Origin of the sequence: Chryseobacterium sp. MA9 (genome assembly GCF_024399315.1) — a bacterium.
GTDB lineage: Bacteria > Bacteroidota > Bacteroidia > Flavobacteriales > Weeksellaceae > Chryseobacterium.
Genome location: NZ_CP075170.1, coordinates 778,905 through 796,360, shown reverse-complemented (window position 1 = coordinate 796,360; position 17,456 = coordinate 778,905). Strand labels below are relative to the sequence as shown.

Below are 17,456 nucleotides of genomic sequence, written 5' to 3'. Positions count from 1 at the left end.
TTCAGTACACGGTTCAATCTACCAAAACCTTACATATAAGGCAGTCAGTAAAAGCAGTGTCATCACGATCAAAACTAAAGTTCTGTTGTCCACTTTAAACATCGTTGCATCAATGGCAAAGGCTTTAGGATTTACTTTAGGACCCGCAAGACTGATGAGTATCATGGCAATTATTGTGATAAAAAAGGACCATCCCATATTGATCAGGAAAGGAATCTCTGTAATGGTATGAACCACTCCATTCTCCAGCTTTTCATAAGTGAATGCCGTATACATCCAGGTTTCTTTTCCGAAAATACCCACAGCAAAACTGTTGAAGAAAATGGCCAGGACGAAACCTAAAATCACTCCTACCAAAGCAGCAGTACCTGTTGTTCTTTTCCAGAACATTCCCAGAAGGAACATGGCAAACACTCCGGGACTGATAAAACCTGTGTATTTCTGGATAAATGTAAAGCCTCCTTCTCCACCAATCCCCAAAACGTCTGTCCAGGTAAAGGCTAATGCTACCATCATCGCAATAATAATAACCCAGCGGCCTGTTCTCACCATCTGAATTTCGGTGGCGTCTGTTTTAAGGTATTTTTTATAGATATCCAGCGTAAAAATGGTTGAAATACTGTTTACTTTTCCAGCCAGTGAAGCCACAATCGCTGCTGTCAACGCTGCAATGGCCAATCCTTTCAATCCTACTGGTAAGAATCCTAATATTGCAGAGTAGGCTCCGTCTTTCACTCCGTTGAATCCCGGAAGGTGTCCTTTGGAATATAATACATACGCTGCAATTCCCGGAAGCATAACAATCACAGGCATGAATAGCTTCAGAAAACCGGCAAATAAAATTCCCGTTCTTGCTGTTTTCAGATCTGCCCCCAAAGCTCTTTGGGTGATGTACTGATTACAGCCCCAATAGTTCAGGTTAACAATCCACTGACCTGCAAAATACATGGCCAGACCTGGTAACACGACATACTTCTGTACATCAAGGTTTTGAGGCATTGCCAAAGTAGTGGTCGTAGTTGTTGGTTTTTGAAGAATCAGCTTAAAGTGCTGCGGAGCCTCATTGATCAGGGTATTGAAACCAGCCAGAGCATTACCTACTGCAGCTCCGTTGATTCTCTGGTCCACAATCTGTAAAGCCATATAAACCGTTGCAAAGCCTCCGATAATAAGCACTGCTACCTGGATAACGTCTGTATATCCTATCACTTTCATCCCTCCAAGACCGATCAGAAGAGCCATAAGCAAAAGGGCGATCATAATACCGTGAAGGTGTTCTCCTCCCAACAAAGTATCAATAGCAAGAGCTCCAAGATAAAGAATGGAAGTAAGATTCACGATAACATACAGAAACAGCCAGAACACTGCCATGATCAATGAAACAGATTTGTTATACCTTCTCTCCAGAAACTGAGGCATAGTATAGATCTTATTCTTAAGATAGATCGGAATAAACCAGACCGCAATAATGATCAGCGCAAGGGCAGCAATCCATTCATAGGCGGCAACGGCAATTCCGACAAAGAAACCTTCACCGCTCATTCCGATAAACTGTTCAGCAGAAATATTAGAAGCAATTAAGCTGGCTCCGATAGCCCACCAGGTCAATGACCCTTCGGCAAGGAAATAATCTTTACTTCCTGTAGATTCAGACTTTTTCTTTTTATAAATCCATAATCCGTAGGAAGCTACCACTACGAAATAGATCAGGAATATGATGATATCAATAGTTGCTAATTTTCCCATAGTTTATTTTTTAACGGAGAATTTATAGATGGTTTTAGACTGGTACTTCTGTCCGGGCTTCAATTCTGTAGAAGGGAAAGAAGGCTGATTTGGCGAATCCGGGAAATGCTGTGTCTCTAAGCAGAATCCTGTTCTGAATTCATTTTTGCCACCGGTTTTGGTATCAAACTTTCCATCAAGAAAATTCCCGGAATAAAACTGTACACCAGGCTCATCGGTGAAAACTTCCATCAGTCTTCCTGTACCCTGGTGATATACTTTGGCGATGCTTCTGAGTCCTTTTCCATTCAGAATCCAGTTGTGGTCATATCCTTTTCCTTTTTTCAGCTGATCATCGTCTGCATTGATTTCTTTTCCGATGGGTTTTGAAACAGTGAAATCAAAGGGAGTATCTTTTACTGCTTTCTGTTCGCCGGTAGGAATCAGAGTTTCATTCACAGGTAAAAACTTATCTGCATTAATCTGCATTTCATGATCGGTAATCGTTTTTGTAAAATTTCCGGACAGGTTAAAATAAGAATGTTGGGTAAGATTTACTACTGTAGGCTTATCCGTCTCAGCCTCGTAAGAAATTTCCAAGGCATTATCGTCTGTAAGCGTGTAAAAAACGGTTGTGGTCAGTTTTCCCGGATAACCTTCTTCACCGTCTGCACTGGTGTAAGATAATTTCAATGTCGGAAATTTTACATCCTTTACAACTTCAATATTCCAGAATCTGGTATGAAATCCTTCTTTTCCTCCGTGAAGGCTGTTGGGTCCATCATTTTTATCAATTTCGTATGCTTTACCCTCCAGTGAGAATTTTGCATTAGCAATCCTATTGCCGTATCTTCCGATCAAAGCACCGAAATAATAAGGGTTGCCATCAAAATATCCTTCGGGTTTTGTAAAGCCGAGTACCACATCTTCATATTTCCCGTTTCTGTCCGGAGCGGTTAAAGAAGTGATAATTCCACCGAAGTTGATGACCTCAACTTTCATCCCGTTTTTATTGGTCAGCGTGTATTTTTTAATAGAATCGCCTTTTGACGTAACTCCATAGTCTGAAGTAGAAATGTTCTCCATTTTTCCTGAAATATCCTGTTTATTATTTTCTTTTTTACAACCGAAAATAATTAAAAATAATAAAATAAAAATGCCGTTATATGTTGTTTTTTTCATAATTATTTACATATTTTTTACAATTAATTAACGATAATACATTTCATTCCAACGAAGTGTATTTTTAAAATCACGTATTTTGGTATCTTCATCAATTACTAATGATTCAATTCCTGCTATCTCAGCAAAATCTTCCAGTTGCTCTGCTGAAATATTTTCACTGTAACATGTATGGTGTGCCCCTCCTGCAAGTATCCAGGCTTCTGCGGCCGTATATAAATCAGGAAGAGGTTTCCATAAAACTCTTGCTACCGGAAGTTTTGGCAGCTCTTCTGTAATTTCCAATGCTTTTGTTTTGTTGATCAGCAGTCTGAAATGGTTTCCAAAGTCCATCAGGGCAGCGTTCAGAGAATCAATATTTCCTCTGGAATTAAAAACAAGACGAACCGGATCTGCTTTTCCCCCGATTCCCAGCGGATGGATCTCACATGAAGGTTTTCCGGCGGCCAGCACAGGATCTACTTCCAACATATGGGAGCCTAAAATAGAAGGATTGGAAGGGTCTAAATGATAGGTATAATCTTCCATAAAGGCGTTTCCACCTTCAAGGCCCTGCCCCATTGTTTTCATGGCACGTACGAGTGCTGCTGTTTTCCAGTCTCCTTCTCCTGCAAATCCGTATCCTTTCTGCATCAGGCGCTGCACGGCAATTCCTGGCAGCTGCTCCAGCCCGTGAAGGTCTTCAAAGGTATCTGAAAATCCTTTAAATCCTCCGTCTTTTAAAAATTTTTCAAGTCCTAATTCAATTTTTGCGGCGGTGTGCAGTGAATTTCTGTTGGCTCCTCCTGCCAAAAGAGATGCAGCCATGTGATAAGAAGATTCATATTCTTCCATCAGACTATTTATTTCCCCTTCCCCTATTGAATTGATAACTCCGACAAGGTCACCGATTCCCCAGGTATTGACTGAAAAGCCGAATTGGGTTTCAGCTTCCACTTTATCTCCATCTGTTACGGCTACAAATCTCATATTATCCCCGAAGCGTGCAAATTTAGTTCCCTGCCAGTCGTCCCAGCCTGCAGCAACACGACTCCAGTCACCGATCTGCTTCTGAACTCTTTCTTCTGACCAGTGCCCTACCACTACTTTTCTGTTCTTTCGGAGCCTGCTTACCATAAAACCAAATTCACGATCCCCATGAGCCGCCTGGTTGAGATTCATAAAATCCATATCCATCGTAGACCATGGAATATCTCTGTTGAATTGGGTATGCAGATGCAGAAGAGGTTTCTGTAAAATTTTTAATCCCCTGATCCACATTTTAGCGGGTGAAAAGGTATGCATCCACGTAATTACTCCTATGCAGTTTTCTGCATGGTTAGCCGCTGCAATGGTTTCAAATATCTCTTCGGTGGTTTTTACCGTTGGCTTTACAATGATTTTTACCGGGATGAAAGAAGATTTTTCAAGTTCTGCCACAATTTTCTGTGAGTGGTCTGCTACCTGCGCCAGTGTTTCTGGTCCGTATAAATGCTGACTTCCTGTGATGAACCAGACTTCTTTGGTATTGAGAGGTGTTAACATAATTTTGTTGATCGTTAATAGTTGTTTATGTTGAAGTGTTTAGTGTTTAAATTCCTGTCCGTAATAAGCATTCTTGCCGTGCTTACGTTCATAATGTTTTTTGATGAGTGAGTCTTTCAGTCGTTCCGCATCAGGGTTTATCTGCCTGGTGAGATAAGCCATTTCGGCAATGGTCTCCAGCACTTTGCTGTTGTAGACTGCTTTCTCTGCATTTTTACCCCAGGTAAACGGACCGTGATTGCCAATAAGAACCATTTCTACTTCTTCCGGAGAGAGCTGTTTTTCTTTAAAGCATTCCAGAATCTGGATTCCTGTATTGTATTCGTAGTTTCCTTCAATCAGCTCATCCCGCATAGGTGGAGCGCAGGGAATATCTGTTGTTAAATGGTCTGCATGGGTGGTCCCGAAAACAGGAATATCCATTTGTGCCTGTGCCCACGCTACGGAATAGATGGCATGAGTATGCGAAATCCCACCGATATTTTCCCAGTTTTTATACAGGTAAGCATGTGTTTTCGTATCGGAAGAGGGTCTGAACCTGCCTTCAATGACATTGGCGTCAAAGTCTAAAATCACCATATCTTCCGGCTTTAAAATGTCATAAGGGACACCGCTTGGTTTAATGGCAAAAATGCCTTTATCACGGTCTACAGCACTTACATTTCCGAAAGTATAGACCACCAGCTTCAGGGCATCCAGCTGCATATTCGCTTCATAACATTCTCTTTGGAGTTCTTTATAGGTATTCATTTTAAGTGTCATTCAAAAAGTTAAAATTGATGAATCAGAAATTCTGAAGTTCTTTCCTGTTGTTTTTCAGTTTGGTATTGTATTCTACAAAATCAGCGAGCTTCTGGTATTGCTGCATTAATTCTCTGTAGTGCTGTACTTCTTCCGCTTTCGGCTGGTATTCCGCTTCAAATCCGGAACCCATTTTCATACTCGCTTCCTGAACGGTAGGATAAATCCCTGCTGATACAGCAGCATAAACAGCAGCACCCAATGCGGGAGTCTGATCTGAAGCAGCTACCGCAATTGGCATATCCAGAACATTAGCCAGCGTCTGCATGATAAACGGCGATTTCCTTGCTACTCCTCCGATTCCGATCACTTTATTGATTTTCACCCCTTCCTCTTCAAAACGGTCAACGATCTTTTTAGCTCCGAAACAAATGGCATTAACCAAAGCTTTGAAAATATGGGGAGCTTTTGTTCCCAGAGAAAGCTGGCTGATCGCTGCTTTGAGTTCCTGGTCTGCATCCGGTGTTCTTCTTCCGTTTACCCAGTCCAATGCAATCGGAACACTATCTGAAAGAGGAATTTTTTCTGCTTCAAGGGTTAATTTTCTGATAAGCCCTGCCTCCATTTCATCTGAGAGCTTTGTCTTCTGTTCATCTGAAATACTTTCAGATTGCATCATAACCTGGTGAACCGGCCACATCAGGATATCTTTATACCATGCCAGAACATCTCCAAAGGCGGACTGTCCTGCTTCAAGCCCTATCAGTCCGGGAATTACGGAGCCGTCAACCTGTCCGCATATTCCTTTAACTGTTGTATCCCCGATAGCTTCTTGTGAGGCCACCATAATATCGCAGGTAGAAGTTCCCATGATCCTGATCAGTGTATTTTCTTCCACCCTGGCTCCTACTGCGCCTGAATGGGCATCAAAAGTTCCTACTGTAATAATGGTTTGGGTTGTAAGACCCGTTTTAGCGGCCCATTCTTCATTCAGATATCCTGCTATTTCATCTGAAGTATACGTTTCCCGGTATAACCTTCCTCTGAGCTCTCCCAGAGAAGGATCTAGCCTGTTGAGAAACTCTTCAGAAGGCAGACCATCCCATGACTCGTGCCACATGGCTTTGTGACCTGCTGCACAACGGCTTCTTTTGAAGGTGGCCAGGTCTTTATGATCTGATAAAAGGAAAGTCAGATAATCACAGTGCTCCATCCAGCTATAAGCCGCATTTTTTACTTCTGCATCCACTCTGCTGATGTGTAGTATTTTGGCCCAGAACCATTCTGAAGAGTAAATACCGCCTTCATATTTTGTATAATCTTCTCCACCCCAGGTTCTTGCAAGGGTATTGATTTCTTCGGCTTCGCGGATAGCGGTGTGGTCTTTCCATAAAACCATCATAGCATTAGGATTCTCTTCAAATCCGGGAACCAATGCTAAGGCTACTCCATCACTTGTTACAGGCAACGGTGAAGAGCCTGTAGTATCAATACAAATACTGACAATCTGCTCCGGCGGTATCCCGCTTTCTCTTACTACTTCTGAAATGGTTTTCTCCAGGCCTTCCATATGATCTGAAGGATGCTGTCTGAAACTGTTGACTGAGGGGTTGCAATATCTGCCTTCTTTCCATCTTTGGTAATAACTGACTGAAGAAGTTATTTCCGACCCGTTTTCAGTATCAATAAGGACGGCCCGTACGGAATCTGTACCATAGTCCAGCCCGATAACATATTTTTTCATGGTGGTGAAACGTTTTTGATTATTGGAGATTTTAAATTCTCCTGATGAGATAAAAACAAATATAAGATTCTATTTTAAATAAATGTAAAAAACACACTTATTTTCTATAACATGCTACATAACAGTTTATTAAATTATTTTCACCTTTAAAATAACCAGAGAATTGGCTGGAATCTCTGTTGAAATTTTACCTTTTTTAGCTTCTGAATTCTCCTCTTTGGGTTTCACAGGTTCAGCATCGAAATTATTTTCACTGGAAAGCTGTGGGGCAGACAGAAGAATTTGGGTCACTTTTTTACCAATTTTCAGAGTTCCGGGGTTGATATTTACCATTTTTGCCTGAGTATCAGTATTGATCATTTTAATAATGATCTCATGAGTTTTAACATCCTTTACTGCTGTAGCATATAACTTCTCCTGGCCGGACACAGCTTTTCCGTTACTTTCTATTTTCAGTAAATCTGTTCCTTTATTGTTGGAGAATAATTTCTGAATATAATAATTGGGAGTGGCGTAGGATTTCAAATTATTGAACCAGATGAGATCGGGCGTCCACTGCCAGCCATCAACATGGGCAAAAAGCGGTGCGTAGGAAGTCATATAGACCACATCTGCATTTCTTTCAAGTCCGGTCATGAAAGCGGCTTCTGAAAGGGCTGTCAGCCAGTTATTTTTATTATCAGGTTTTACCACTCCTACTGATTGGGCAGCGTATTCTCCGGCGAACACTTTTGGTCCGGAACGGTCATAGTGATCATATCTGCCTGCATTTTTCATAAACCATTCGGGAGAATTGTAATAATGCTCATCTACAATCTGCGCATTAAGCTGCTTCAGTTCTTTCCAGCCATATTCGAAGAACTCGCCATCGGGTGACGGTCCGCTTCCGGAGATGATCTTAATGTCAGGATATTTTGCATGAATGGCTTTTTCAAATACTTTATAGCGTTCGATATAATCTGCTCCCCACTGTTCATTTCCCACTCCGATAAATTTTAAATTAAAAGGCTTTGGATGCCCCATTTCAGTACGGATTCTCCCCCATTTTGTTCCGGAATCTCCGTTGGCAAATTCAATCAGATCCAAAGCATCCTGAACATAAGGATCGAGGTCTTCCATTTTGACCAGTTCTGCTGTGTTGAACTGGCATGCCATACCACAACTCAGAATAGGAACCGGTTCTGCACCCAGATCTTCGGAAAGCTGGAAATATTCATAAAATCCCAGCCCGAAAGACTGTCCGTAATCCGGTGTAAGACGATGCGGAAATCCTGTACTCCATTTATTGATAAGATATTTACGGTCTGCCACATTTCCTATTGTTTTTTTCCACTGATAGCGTTCTGCCAAAGTTCTACCTTCTACAATACAGCCACCCGGAAACCTCAAAAATCCGGGCTGCAAATCATATAGTTTCTGAACGAGATCTTTTCGTAAGCCTCCTTTTCTGCCTTTCCAGGTATCTTGAGGGAAGAGGGAGATCATATCCATGTTCACGATGCCGTTTCCGGTAAATGTAATTCGCAGTTTTGCTTTTTCTACAGTTTGTGGTGATTTAAAAACGGCTGTATATTTCTGCCATCCCTTTCCTTTTATGAGCGTGGAAACTGAAGAAATTTCCTTTCCATTTTCATCAACAAGACTTGCATTTACCGCAGCAATATTTCCTGAAACATTCTCCAGGTCAAAACTGAAATCATATTGTTCTCCCTGATGAAGCCCTATTCCCCTGAATCCTTCATTTTCCAGAATGTAATTTTTATCATTGAAAACGGTAATTCGTGCGTAATTTTTATTGGTCTTGGAAGGGTCAGAATAAATGGTCAGAAACCCGGAATCCAGATTAGGAGAAAGTGTTTTTGTGTTAGGCTGTTTCCAGCCTGTAAATGGTTCGTCAAATTCAAAGCTCCGGTTTTTAATCAGTTCCGCATACAATCCGCCATCTGCTGCAAAATTGATGTCTTCAAAGAAAATCCCATACATGGTGGGTTGTATTTTAACAGGTGCAGGAGTTTCTTTCAGATCCAGGTTATAAGTACGGATCGTATTACTCTGAGCCGAAAAAAAAGCAGCACTCAGAGAAATCGCGATTGAGAATATTTTATTTTTTGTTGTCATAGATCGTATATTTTGAAGCTAAAGCATGTCTCAATTTGTCCTGAATCAATTTTATTTTACTTTTAACGGAATACTTTTTAACCCCGTATCATCAGAAGTTCCACCATAAAAAATGGTATAGTCACCGGGTTTTGAAACCAGATCATCTGCTTTTGCATCGTAGAACGCAAATGAGTCTTTGGAAAGGATTAGCTGAATATTTTTTGTTTCTTTAAATTTGATTAAAGCTCTTTCAAAGGCTCTTAACGTTTTTACCGGGGCCTGGGAATTATTATTTCTTTTGATATATACCTGCACTACTTCTTCGCCGTCTCTATCTGAAATATTGGTGACCGGAATTGTGATCATCACATTTTCATTGGTACTGATTGTATTTTTGCTCAGTTTTGAATCTCCGTAAGCAAATTTTGAATAGCTCAAACCATGCCCGAACGGATAAAGAGGCTTTTCCGTCATATAACGGTACGTTCTTCCCTGCATATCATAATTTTCAAATCCTTCGTGCTTGCTTGTCTTTGAAAGAGCGTTATCCAGCTGTGCAAGGTTTTTGTAAAAGGTAATGGGTAATTTTCCGGAAGGGTTATAATCTCCTGCCAAAACATCTGCTACAGCCGTTCCTCCGGACTGTCCGCCATACCAGGCGTTCAACAGGGCATCATAATTTTTCTCATCCTGTTCCAATCCCAGAGCGCTTCCGGTACAAAGAACAAAAACAACAGGTTTTCCGGTTTTTCTAAGCTCCGCCAACAGGTCCCGCTGGACTTTAGGAAGGGCTATCGAAGTTTTGTCACCTCCTCTGAAGCCTTCTGCATTCACCATCATCTCTTCACCTTCCAGACTTGGAGAAAGTCCGCCTGCAAAGACAATGACGTCTGCATTTTTCACCTTTTCCCTCACCGAAGCAAAATTAACAGGGTCTTTTCTATACACTTCAAAACTGATGCTTACATATTTTCCTTTTTGTGTATGACGCAGTTCTATCTGGTATTCTTTTCCTTTTTCCATTTTTACAGGAAACTCCGAAGGATGTCTTGCATCAGGGCCTTTTCTTGTTGCGATTTCTTTCCCGTCCACAAAAAGAGTATAAATATCAGAAGTGGAAGCAGAAAACACAACCTCTCCTGTATAGGTACTTTTGAAAACCCCTGAAATGATAGCTGAGGTATTTTCTCTTCCTACATTGGGCGCAAGCTGGGTTCCTCCAAAGCTGTTGTAGCTGATGGCGGTGGAATTTACGGAAATGTTTGCCGGCTGGCCTTTGAATTCATTGTTATTAAAAAACGCTACTTTCATTCCTTTCGCGCCGTTTTTCTGACTGATGAAATTCTGATAGAGTGAGGTTCTGGACGAAGGATCTGTTACTTCACTTCCTTTTTCGTAGATAATTTCAGCATTTGGAAATTTGGTTTTGATTCCGTCTAAAATCGTGACAATTGAAGAAGGGGTTCCGTTATAGTTTCCTAACTGCATCAATCCGTCATTGGCATTTGGTCCTACAACGGCAATTTTTTTAATACTTCTGCTGAGAGGCAGAATATTCTTTTCGTTTTTCATCAGCACAATTGACTTTTGTGCCATTTTCAGTGCCTGCTTTTTATGTTCTTCAGAATCGACTACAGAATAAGGAATTTTGTTCCAGTGAACAGACGATTTCGGATCAAGCATTCCCAGCTCAAACCAGCCTTTCAGGATTCGGCGCATCGACTCATCAATATCCTTTTCGGTAATCAGTCCGCTTGCAAGAGATTTATTCAGATTGTTATAGGTATCTCCGCATTCCAGATCCGTAGAATGTTTCAGGGCATCTGCTGCGGTTGTTTTTTCGTCAGGATGAGTGCCATGGTATTTTTTCTGAAAAAAATCAGCCAGTGCCCAGCAGTCTGAGACCACCATTCCGTCATACTTCCATTTTCCACGGAGAATTTCAGTAAGCAAAGTATTATTGGCACAACATGGCTGGCCGTCAAAAGCATTGTAGGCACACATTACTTCTCTTACGTTCCCTTCCTGAACCAATGCTTTGAAAGCGGGAAGATACGTCTCATACAGATCTCTTTTAGAAATTTCTGCGTTATAGGAATGACGGTTCCATTCCGGTCCGCTGTGTACCGCAAAATGTTTGGCACAGGCGTGGGTTTTAAAATATTTTGGGTCGTTTCCCTGCAGACCTTTTACTGCAGCAACGCCCAGAACAGAGGTAAGATAAGGGTCTTCACCATAGGTTTCCTGGCCTCTTCCCCATCTTGGGTCACGAAAAATATTGATATTGGGTGTCCAGAAAGTAAGTCCTTCGTACCGCCCTGTTTTTAAGGCCTCATCAAAAGATCTGTTGTATTTTGCCCGTGCTTCATCAGAAATCATTTCAAAAGTTTTAAAATGCTCCGGAACATCCCATGTGGCCGCCATCCCGATAGCCTGTGGAAAAACAGTAGCTGTTCCTGCTCTTGCCACCCCGTGAAGTGCTTCATTCCACCATCCGTAGGCAGGAATTTCAAGGCGCGGAACTGCCTGGGAGTTATCCATCATCATTCCTATCTTTTCTTCCGTTGTGAGTAAATTAAGAAGGTTCTCTATTCTTTCATTAACCGGGAGATCCGGATTCCTGAACGGGTATTTATAATGGCTCTGAGCGAATAATAAAGGTGCCGCCAATGTTGCATATAGGGTTAATACAATTCTTTTCATAAATATTATGGTTTCAATAAAGTCCTAAAAGCTTTTGTGACTTTTGCGGTTAATAATTTTTAACTACAGATTTCACAAATTTTCACAGATGACTGTATATATTTTTTTAATGCTTCTCTGTTTCAATTTTTATTTTAATCCATCATCGAATGGAATATAGATAAAGCCACCATAAGCTGATCTTATGATGGCTTTGGATACAATTTACTCTTTGACAAATTTTTGTTTCACCACTACATTATTTTTTTGAGTAACCTCAATAAAGTAAATACCAGCCGGGAAATCTGCAATATTAATATTGTTTTTTCCTGAATTTATTTTCAATCCGGATCTGATGACACTTCCTTTTCCATCAAAAATATTGGCAACAGCTTCTGAAAAATCAGAATCAATAAAAAGATCTGCTTTTACCGGATTAGGATATATTTTCACACTCTCTTTTTTGGCTTCAGCAGGAAGATTCCTGGCACTTAACGATCCAAAATTTAAAGGAAGAACGTTGGCTGAATAGGCATTCTCTTCTGTAAGATAGGCTTTGAAAGATCCTATTGCAGGTTCACTTCCTGCAGTTACTTTATAGAAGCCTGTTACTCCGTTTTCTGTTTTTAAAACATAGGCATTGGCCGGAACCTTGATGCTCTGATAGACACCGTTCATCTGATTGACCGTGATTGCTTTGGGCGTGGAAACATTTCCTGAACCGTTGAAAGTAATATTTCCTGTAGCATTAATGATTACCGGAGTATTTGCAGGAATGATTCCATTTGAAATTGCAGTACAGTTGATATTACTTGCATCCGGAGACATCAGATAAGCAGTAACTCCGGAAGGTATATTAGCCTGGAATGGCAAGATCAGCACGTCATAACCATTAAAGGTACGGCTGTAAGAAGCTGTATTGGCTGTGAAGTTAAACGGCACCTGAAAATCCATACCCTGGCCGGAAAGGACAAGATTTGAACAAGCTGTACCTGAAATCACATTATTGGCAGATGAACTTACGTTTGAATTCACATAATAAATGCTATTAGTGTTAGCACTCATAGGCTGCCAGTTATTGGAGGAAGTAATTCCTGCTGCATTTCTGAAGTCTACAGAAGTGTAGTAGCCATTTTCCAGCGCATCCATCAGATAGCTGTCGCTTGCGGAATAGGTCCCTCCAAATTTAGAAGCAATTTCATTACCCACATTGAAATAAACATCTCCCAGATTAATCGTAAGCACAGAGCTGTAATTGGAATTTCTCAATCCTAAAATTCCTTTGCATCCGTCTGTAAGCACCTGTCTTGAAATATCTAATGTAATATCGAAGTTTCCTCCCTGTGGAAAATTAATCTTGCCATAATTATATGATTTTGTTATGCCCTGACTGTTAATATAGTATAAAGTTGTATTGTCTGAGTAACTTTGTCCCGCCGTTGTATAGCTGTTTACATGCAGGATCAGTTTATTGTACCTGTCATTAAGCTGAAGATATCCGTTAACCGCAGTCATATTATTACTGATAAGGGGGCTTGGATTGGAGAACGTCACCGTTGTATTGCTTATATTGAATCCTGTACCAAAAGCTGCACTGGTAGGAGTTTGTGTTTCAATTTTATTATAATGAATATCTCCGCCTGTCATGAGAGAAGCAGGTCTGTCACCACTTTTATTAAAAACGAAAGTCATAACACTGGAAGGGCTGATATCAGCAGTAGGCCGGAATGTTGCCGCACTCAAAGAAATAGGTGTGCTCACCATATTGGATTGTGTATTAGTCAGTACTTTTGTTCCTGAAGTCGTGTAAAAAGGCAGATCAACTTTTAAACTATAGGAGTTCTGAGAAGGGTTGATGACCATAAGAACAACCTGGTTTCCATCCTGGGAAATATAGGAAGATCCCTGTAAAACTCCGGTTTTGTCATCCCATTTGGCTTCTATTCTTGTTTTGCCAGTTGTATATTTGGCATAATGTGAAAGGATATAGCCTCTTTTAGTCATTACGCCTACGGTAGTTCCGTAAGTTCCGTCACCCATCAAGCCATAATAACGTTTGGCAGAGTAATGGATCCATGCATTAATATTTCCCAGTAATGCATTGTTGACACTGCCTGCAAAAGTAAATGCATCTGTATTCCAGCTGAAATCACGGGCCGGCTGTGTGGATGAAGAATTCCAGTTGATCAGATATTCTGTCTGCCAGATTTCTTTGTTGTAATTCTGGAATTGTTTGTAGGTAGACTGCATAAGCCCGTATTGATGCCCGCCGTACACTTCGAAATTGGCCATTGCCGAAGGATCCAGCAAAGCACTGGCAAAATTATCCGTAAATCCCACACTTTCCGGGGCAATCACTTTACAATTGATAAGCTGTCCGTAATTCTTGATGAAAGTGGTAATTTGCGCAGGAGTCCAGATACATCCCTGATACTGTGCCATTTCATCCGGTTCATTTTGAATGGAGATATAATCAAGCTCTACTCCGTTGTTCTGGAGATAGGTAACAAAGCTGTTAAGATAAAGCGCATAATCCTGGTAATTTTCCGGCTTTAAATATCCGATCTGCTGTACTCCATTGGTATCGGTGTACACTGCATTTACATGGTTGTTGGTTTTCCAGGCTGCAGGCATTGTCCATGGCGAAGCAAAAATGGTAAGCCCCATTGATTTGGCAAGCTGTGCTGTAGCCAATACGGAGCTCCAGTTGCTACTGTTTTCGGGAATATACAGCCTCATGATATTGTATCCGCCTTCACTGGAAGCCCCCCAGAGATTCTGAATTTCTGCTGTAGACATATGGTTGTAAGCAAACTGAGGGCTGCAGACAAATCCTCCGAATCCTCTGATTTTCTGATAAGCAGTATTCTTATCAATTTTCACTGTAGTAAGCTGGCCTTGCAGCATCAGACTGCAAAACAGAGCTATAGAATGAATGGTAACAAGACTTAAAATTTTTTTCATAATGTTTTGGTTTAAATATTCGTGATTTTGTGTGTAAACAATTGAAATAAAGGCAATAGAATCCCCCTCAAGACAGTTAATTTTCAAAAACCATCAGGAAAATACCCCGAATTATATCAGGCAGCGATCTGTTAAATAAAGTTGCTTACAAAATCATCCGCTGTTCTTTTTCTTCATTCTCTGTCAGGGAACTGTATTTTAGATTGGAATGTGAATTAAGATTACTGATTCATAATTAAAGTGTTGTTTCTTATTAATATTGTTATTTAGTTAACATTTCACTTTCGGGAGCGCCCAGATAAGAAGGTTTTAAACCTCCGGTATTGATCAGTATTTTTTCCAGGACAATGCCAGGTTCAAGCACTCTGAAGCGTAAAGTATATTTTCCTGCCTTTTGAATCAAATGCTTTGTTACGGATTTAATAATATGTTCGGACTGCCATTTTCCCAATTCCCCTTTGTAATGGCCATTGAAGTTGACAATTTGCGGAGTTTCGTTGTCAAAAGAAATTTCGTAGCGGAGTCCTTTATTATGATTAAAATTTAAAGTCGGAGCTAATAATAATTGGACTTCAAACTCCCCTTTTGATTCAAAATTGATATCATATTCCAGCCAGATATTTTCATCGCTTTTAGGATATGCATTCTGCGGAAATGTTGTCACTCCCGACTTTGTTTTTCCGAAATCAGGAATCACTTCCCAATGGATTCGGTCAGAATTGCTCATTCTTGCAAAATTTTCTGCTTCAATGGAAACATAGCCGTTTTTCTCCTGAAATATTTTTTCTTTCGAAGCATTATCATTGTAAACATAGGTAACTTCAGGCATTATGTTTTCCTTTCCGTCTGCCCATGTTTTGTATCCTATTCTCATCTGGTCCATCATGTGCTGCCACTTCCCACCGGCAATCACATTATTGTATTTATGATCCAGATAAGCATTTCTCTCAAAACACTCTTTTACCTTATCTGCGTAATAATTTGCTTTTAAGTCATATTGAGCTGCCAGTTTCCTGTTTTTTGCTACGGCATAGTACATTTCATACAAATTACTGCATGCATCAATCGGGTACAGAACCAACTGATAATAAGCATCCTGATATTCGGCAGGAATCTGTTCTTTTAACCGTAAAGCTTCTATGGCCAATTCTCTGTAATCATTTAAAACCGTTTCAAATTCATTGTAATTCTGAAGGCTGTACGTTTTACTGTCAAGGGTTTCAGGCGTTACTCTTCTGTTGTATTTGGCATACAGATTAATCATCCCTGCAATTTCTCTTGCGTGTTTATCTCCAAACTGCTGGGCAACCCATTTTTCGGTATACTCGAAAAGATTTTTAGTGTTAAACTGCTTTGGATTCCAAGCCATTTCCAGGAAAAAACTGATCGGAAACTCCATAGGTTTTAAATCTCCAACATTCACTACCCAAAGCTTATCTACTTTATGTTCATAGGAAAGATTCATCTGTTCCCAGACTCTCTGGATGGGACTGATGTTAATCCATTTGGAGTTTCTCGGGCCGCCTACATAATCAAAGTGGTAATAGATTCCATAGCCTCCTTTATGCAAAGGTTTTGAAAGGTCCGGAAGCTTTCTTACATTTCCCCAGTTATCATCACAGAACAGCAGGATCACATCATCCGGAACCCTCATTCCTTTATCATAGTAGTCCTGAACTTCTTTATACAATGCCCAGACCTGGGGCGTTTTCTCAGCCTTTTTCCCCGTAACATCAGCAATGATTTTACGCTGGTCTTTTACGATTTTCTCCAGCAGAGAAATATTGGTTCCCTCTCCCATTGCTTCATCACCATCACCCCGCATTCCTACTGTAACGAGCTTTTCCCAGTTTTTGCTTCTTTCTATTCCGGATTTCCAGAATTTCTGTAAAACTTCAGCATTTTTAGAGTAATCCCAGACATTCAGCAGATTATTTTTTTTGATATACCTGTGCCAGTCGGTCTGTGCCAAAGCCATAGGTTCATGGTGAGAAGTTCCCATGACAATACCCATTTCATTCGCTAACGGCCCGCTCAGAGCATCATCGTCATAAAAAGCTTTTCCCCACATTGCCGGCCAGATATAGTTTCCTTTAAGACGCAGGATCAGCTCAAAAACTTTTTCGTAGAATTTACTGTTTACTCCGCCAAATGTTGCTCTGGCCCATCCTCCAAGCGAAGGTTCCTCGTCATTAAGGAAAATACCACGGTATTCTACAGCAGGCTCACCATCGGTATACATTCCTTTTTTGAAATATAAATTTTCTTTTGCCGGAACCGGAACATCTGCCCAATAATACCATGGTGAAACACCTATCTGCTGGGACATTTCATAAATTCCATAAATCGTTCCCCTTTTATCACTTCCTGCAATCACGATGGCTTCAGAAACTCCCGGAAAAGGATTACTGACATTCTGAATGATATATTTTTCTCTTTTCCCTGTTAATATTTTTCCATCCAGCTTTTTTTGCCTGATTAAATCATCAATGGCTTTGCTTTTACCTGCTTCCCCAATAATAATGATCATTCCGTTCACTCCAGGGTTTTGGGAAATAAGATGAGGCTGAACACCGGTTACTTTTTGAAAATCAGATTGAAGATTCGCAACAGCACGCAGAATTCCTTTATCCGAATCACTGTCTGAAAAAAGCATCAAACCTGAATTGCGCTCTTTCAATACCACCGAATTTTCTGTTTTGGCAAAAGAAATAAATGGTTCGGCTGCTTTTACAAAAAATATAAACAACAACGTAAGAAACAGCGAAATGTTTTTTGTAAAATTCATACTATA

The 17,456-nt window shown here is 40.5% G+C and carries 9 protein-coding genes; all 9 read right to left on the bottom strand.

Annotated elements, in window-relative coordinates:
* Window positions 1-18 precede the first annotated feature (18 nt).
* The 9 genes from KIK00_RS03520 to KIK00_RS03480 all read right to left on the bottom strand — a co-directional run bounded on the left by KIK00_RS03520 (window position 19) and on the right by KIK00_RS03480 (window position 17,450).
* Complete coding sequence (locus KIK00_RS03520; RefSeq protein ID WP_255815170.1) at window positions 19-1,746, bottom strand: sodium/solute symporter; 1,728 nt, start codon at window positions 1,744-1,746, stop codon at window positions 19-21.
* Window positions 1,747-1,749: 3 nt separating this feature from the next.
* Window positions 1,750-2,907, bottom strand: coding sequence for an aldose epimerase family protein (locus KIK00_RS03515; protein WP_255815169.1), 1,158 nt, complete (start codon window positions 2,905-2,907; stop codon window positions 1,750-1,752).
* A 27-nt stretch (window positions 2,908-2,934) separates the two neighbouring features.
* Complete coding sequence (gene araA, locus KIK00_RS03510; protein ID WP_255815168.1) at window positions 2,935-4,431, bottom strand: L-arabinose isomerase; 1,497 nt, start codon at window positions 4,429-4,431, stop codon at window positions 2,935-2,937.
* Between the two features lie 39 nt (window positions 4,432-4,470).
* The gene (locus KIK00_RS03505) at window positions 4,471-5,181 is read right to left on the bottom strand and encodes an L-ribulose-5-phosphate 4-epimerase (protein WP_255815167.1); all 711 of its coding nucleotides are present in this window, start codon (window positions 5,179-5,181) and stop codon (window positions 4,471-4,473) included.
* Between the two features lie 34 nt (window positions 5,182-5,215).
* On the bottom strand, window positions 5,216-6,916 hold the full coding sequence (locus tag KIK00_RS03500; RefSeq protein WP_255815166.1) for a ribulokinase: 1,701 nt from the start codon (window positions 6,914-6,916) through the stop codon (window positions 5,216-5,218).
* A 129-nt stretch (window positions 6,917-7,045) separates the two neighbouring features.
* Window positions 7,046-9,034, bottom strand: a complete 1,989-nt coding sequence (locus KIK00_RS03495; protein WP_255815165.1) for an alpha-L-arabinofuranosidase C-terminal domain-containing protein — start codon at window positions 9,032-9,034, stop codon at window positions 7,046-7,048.
* Between the two features lie 51 nt (window positions 9,035-9,085).
* Window positions 9,086-11,719, bottom strand: a complete 2,634-nt coding sequence (locus KIK00_RS03490) for a glycoside hydrolase family 3 C-terminal domain-containing protein (RefSeq protein WP_255815164.1) — start codon at window positions 11,717-11,719, stop codon at window positions 9,086-9,088.
* A 204-nt stretch (window positions 11,720-11,923) separates the two neighbouring features.
* Entirely contained in the window at window positions 11,924-14,662 is a 2,739-nt protein-coding gene (locus KIK00_RS03485) for a T9SS type A sorting domain-containing protein (protein ID WP_255815163.1), read from the bottom strand.
* 262 nt (window positions 14,663-14,924) lie between these two features.
* On the bottom strand, window positions 14,925-17,450 hold the full coding sequence (locus KIK00_RS03480; protein WP_255815162.1) for a glycosyl hydrolase 115 family protein: 2,526 nt from the start codon (window positions 17,448-17,450) through the stop codon (window positions 14,925-14,927).
* Window positions 17,451-17,456 lie beyond the last annotated feature (6 nt).

What these genes read in the sequence shown, in the direction of transcription:
- KIK00_RS03495 (WP_255815165.1), bottom strand. Translation starts at nt 9,034, where the DNA reads ATGACAACAAAAAATAAAATATTCTCAATCGCGATTTCTCTGAGTGCT.
- araA (WP_255815168.1), bottom strand. Translation starts at nt 4,431, where the DNA reads ATGTTAACACCTCTCAATACCAAAGAAGTCTGGTTCATCACAGGAAGT.
- KIK00_RS03480 (WP_255815162.1), bottom strand. Translation starts at nt 17,450, where the DNA reads ATGAATTTTACAAAAAACATTTCGCTGTTTCTTACGTTGTTGTTTATA.
- KIK00_RS03490 (WP_255815164.1), bottom strand. Translation starts at nt 11,719, where the DNA reads ATGAAAAGAATTGTATTAACCCTATATGCAACATTGGCGGCACCTTTA.
- KIK00_RS03520 (WP_255815170.1), bottom strand. Translation starts at nt 1,746, where the DNA reads ATGGGAAAATTAGCAACTATTGATATCATCATATTCCTGATCTATTTC.
- KIK00_RS03505 (WP_255815167.1), bottom strand. Translation starts at nt 5,181, where the DNA reads ATGAATACCTATAAAGAACTCCAAAGAGAATGTTATGAAGCGAATATG.
- KIK00_RS03515 (WP_255815169.1), bottom strand. Translation starts at nt 2,907, where the DNA reads ATGAAAAAAACAACATATAACGGCATTTTTATTTTATTATTTTTAATT.
- KIK00_RS03500 (WP_255815166.1), bottom strand. Translation starts at nt 6,916, where the DNA reads ATGAAAAAATATGTTATCGGGCTGGACTATGGTACAGATTCCGTACGG.
- KIK00_RS03485 (WP_255815163.1), bottom strand. Translation starts at nt 14,662, where the DNA reads ATGAAAAAAATTTTAAGTCTTGTTACCATTCATTCTATAGCTCTGTTT.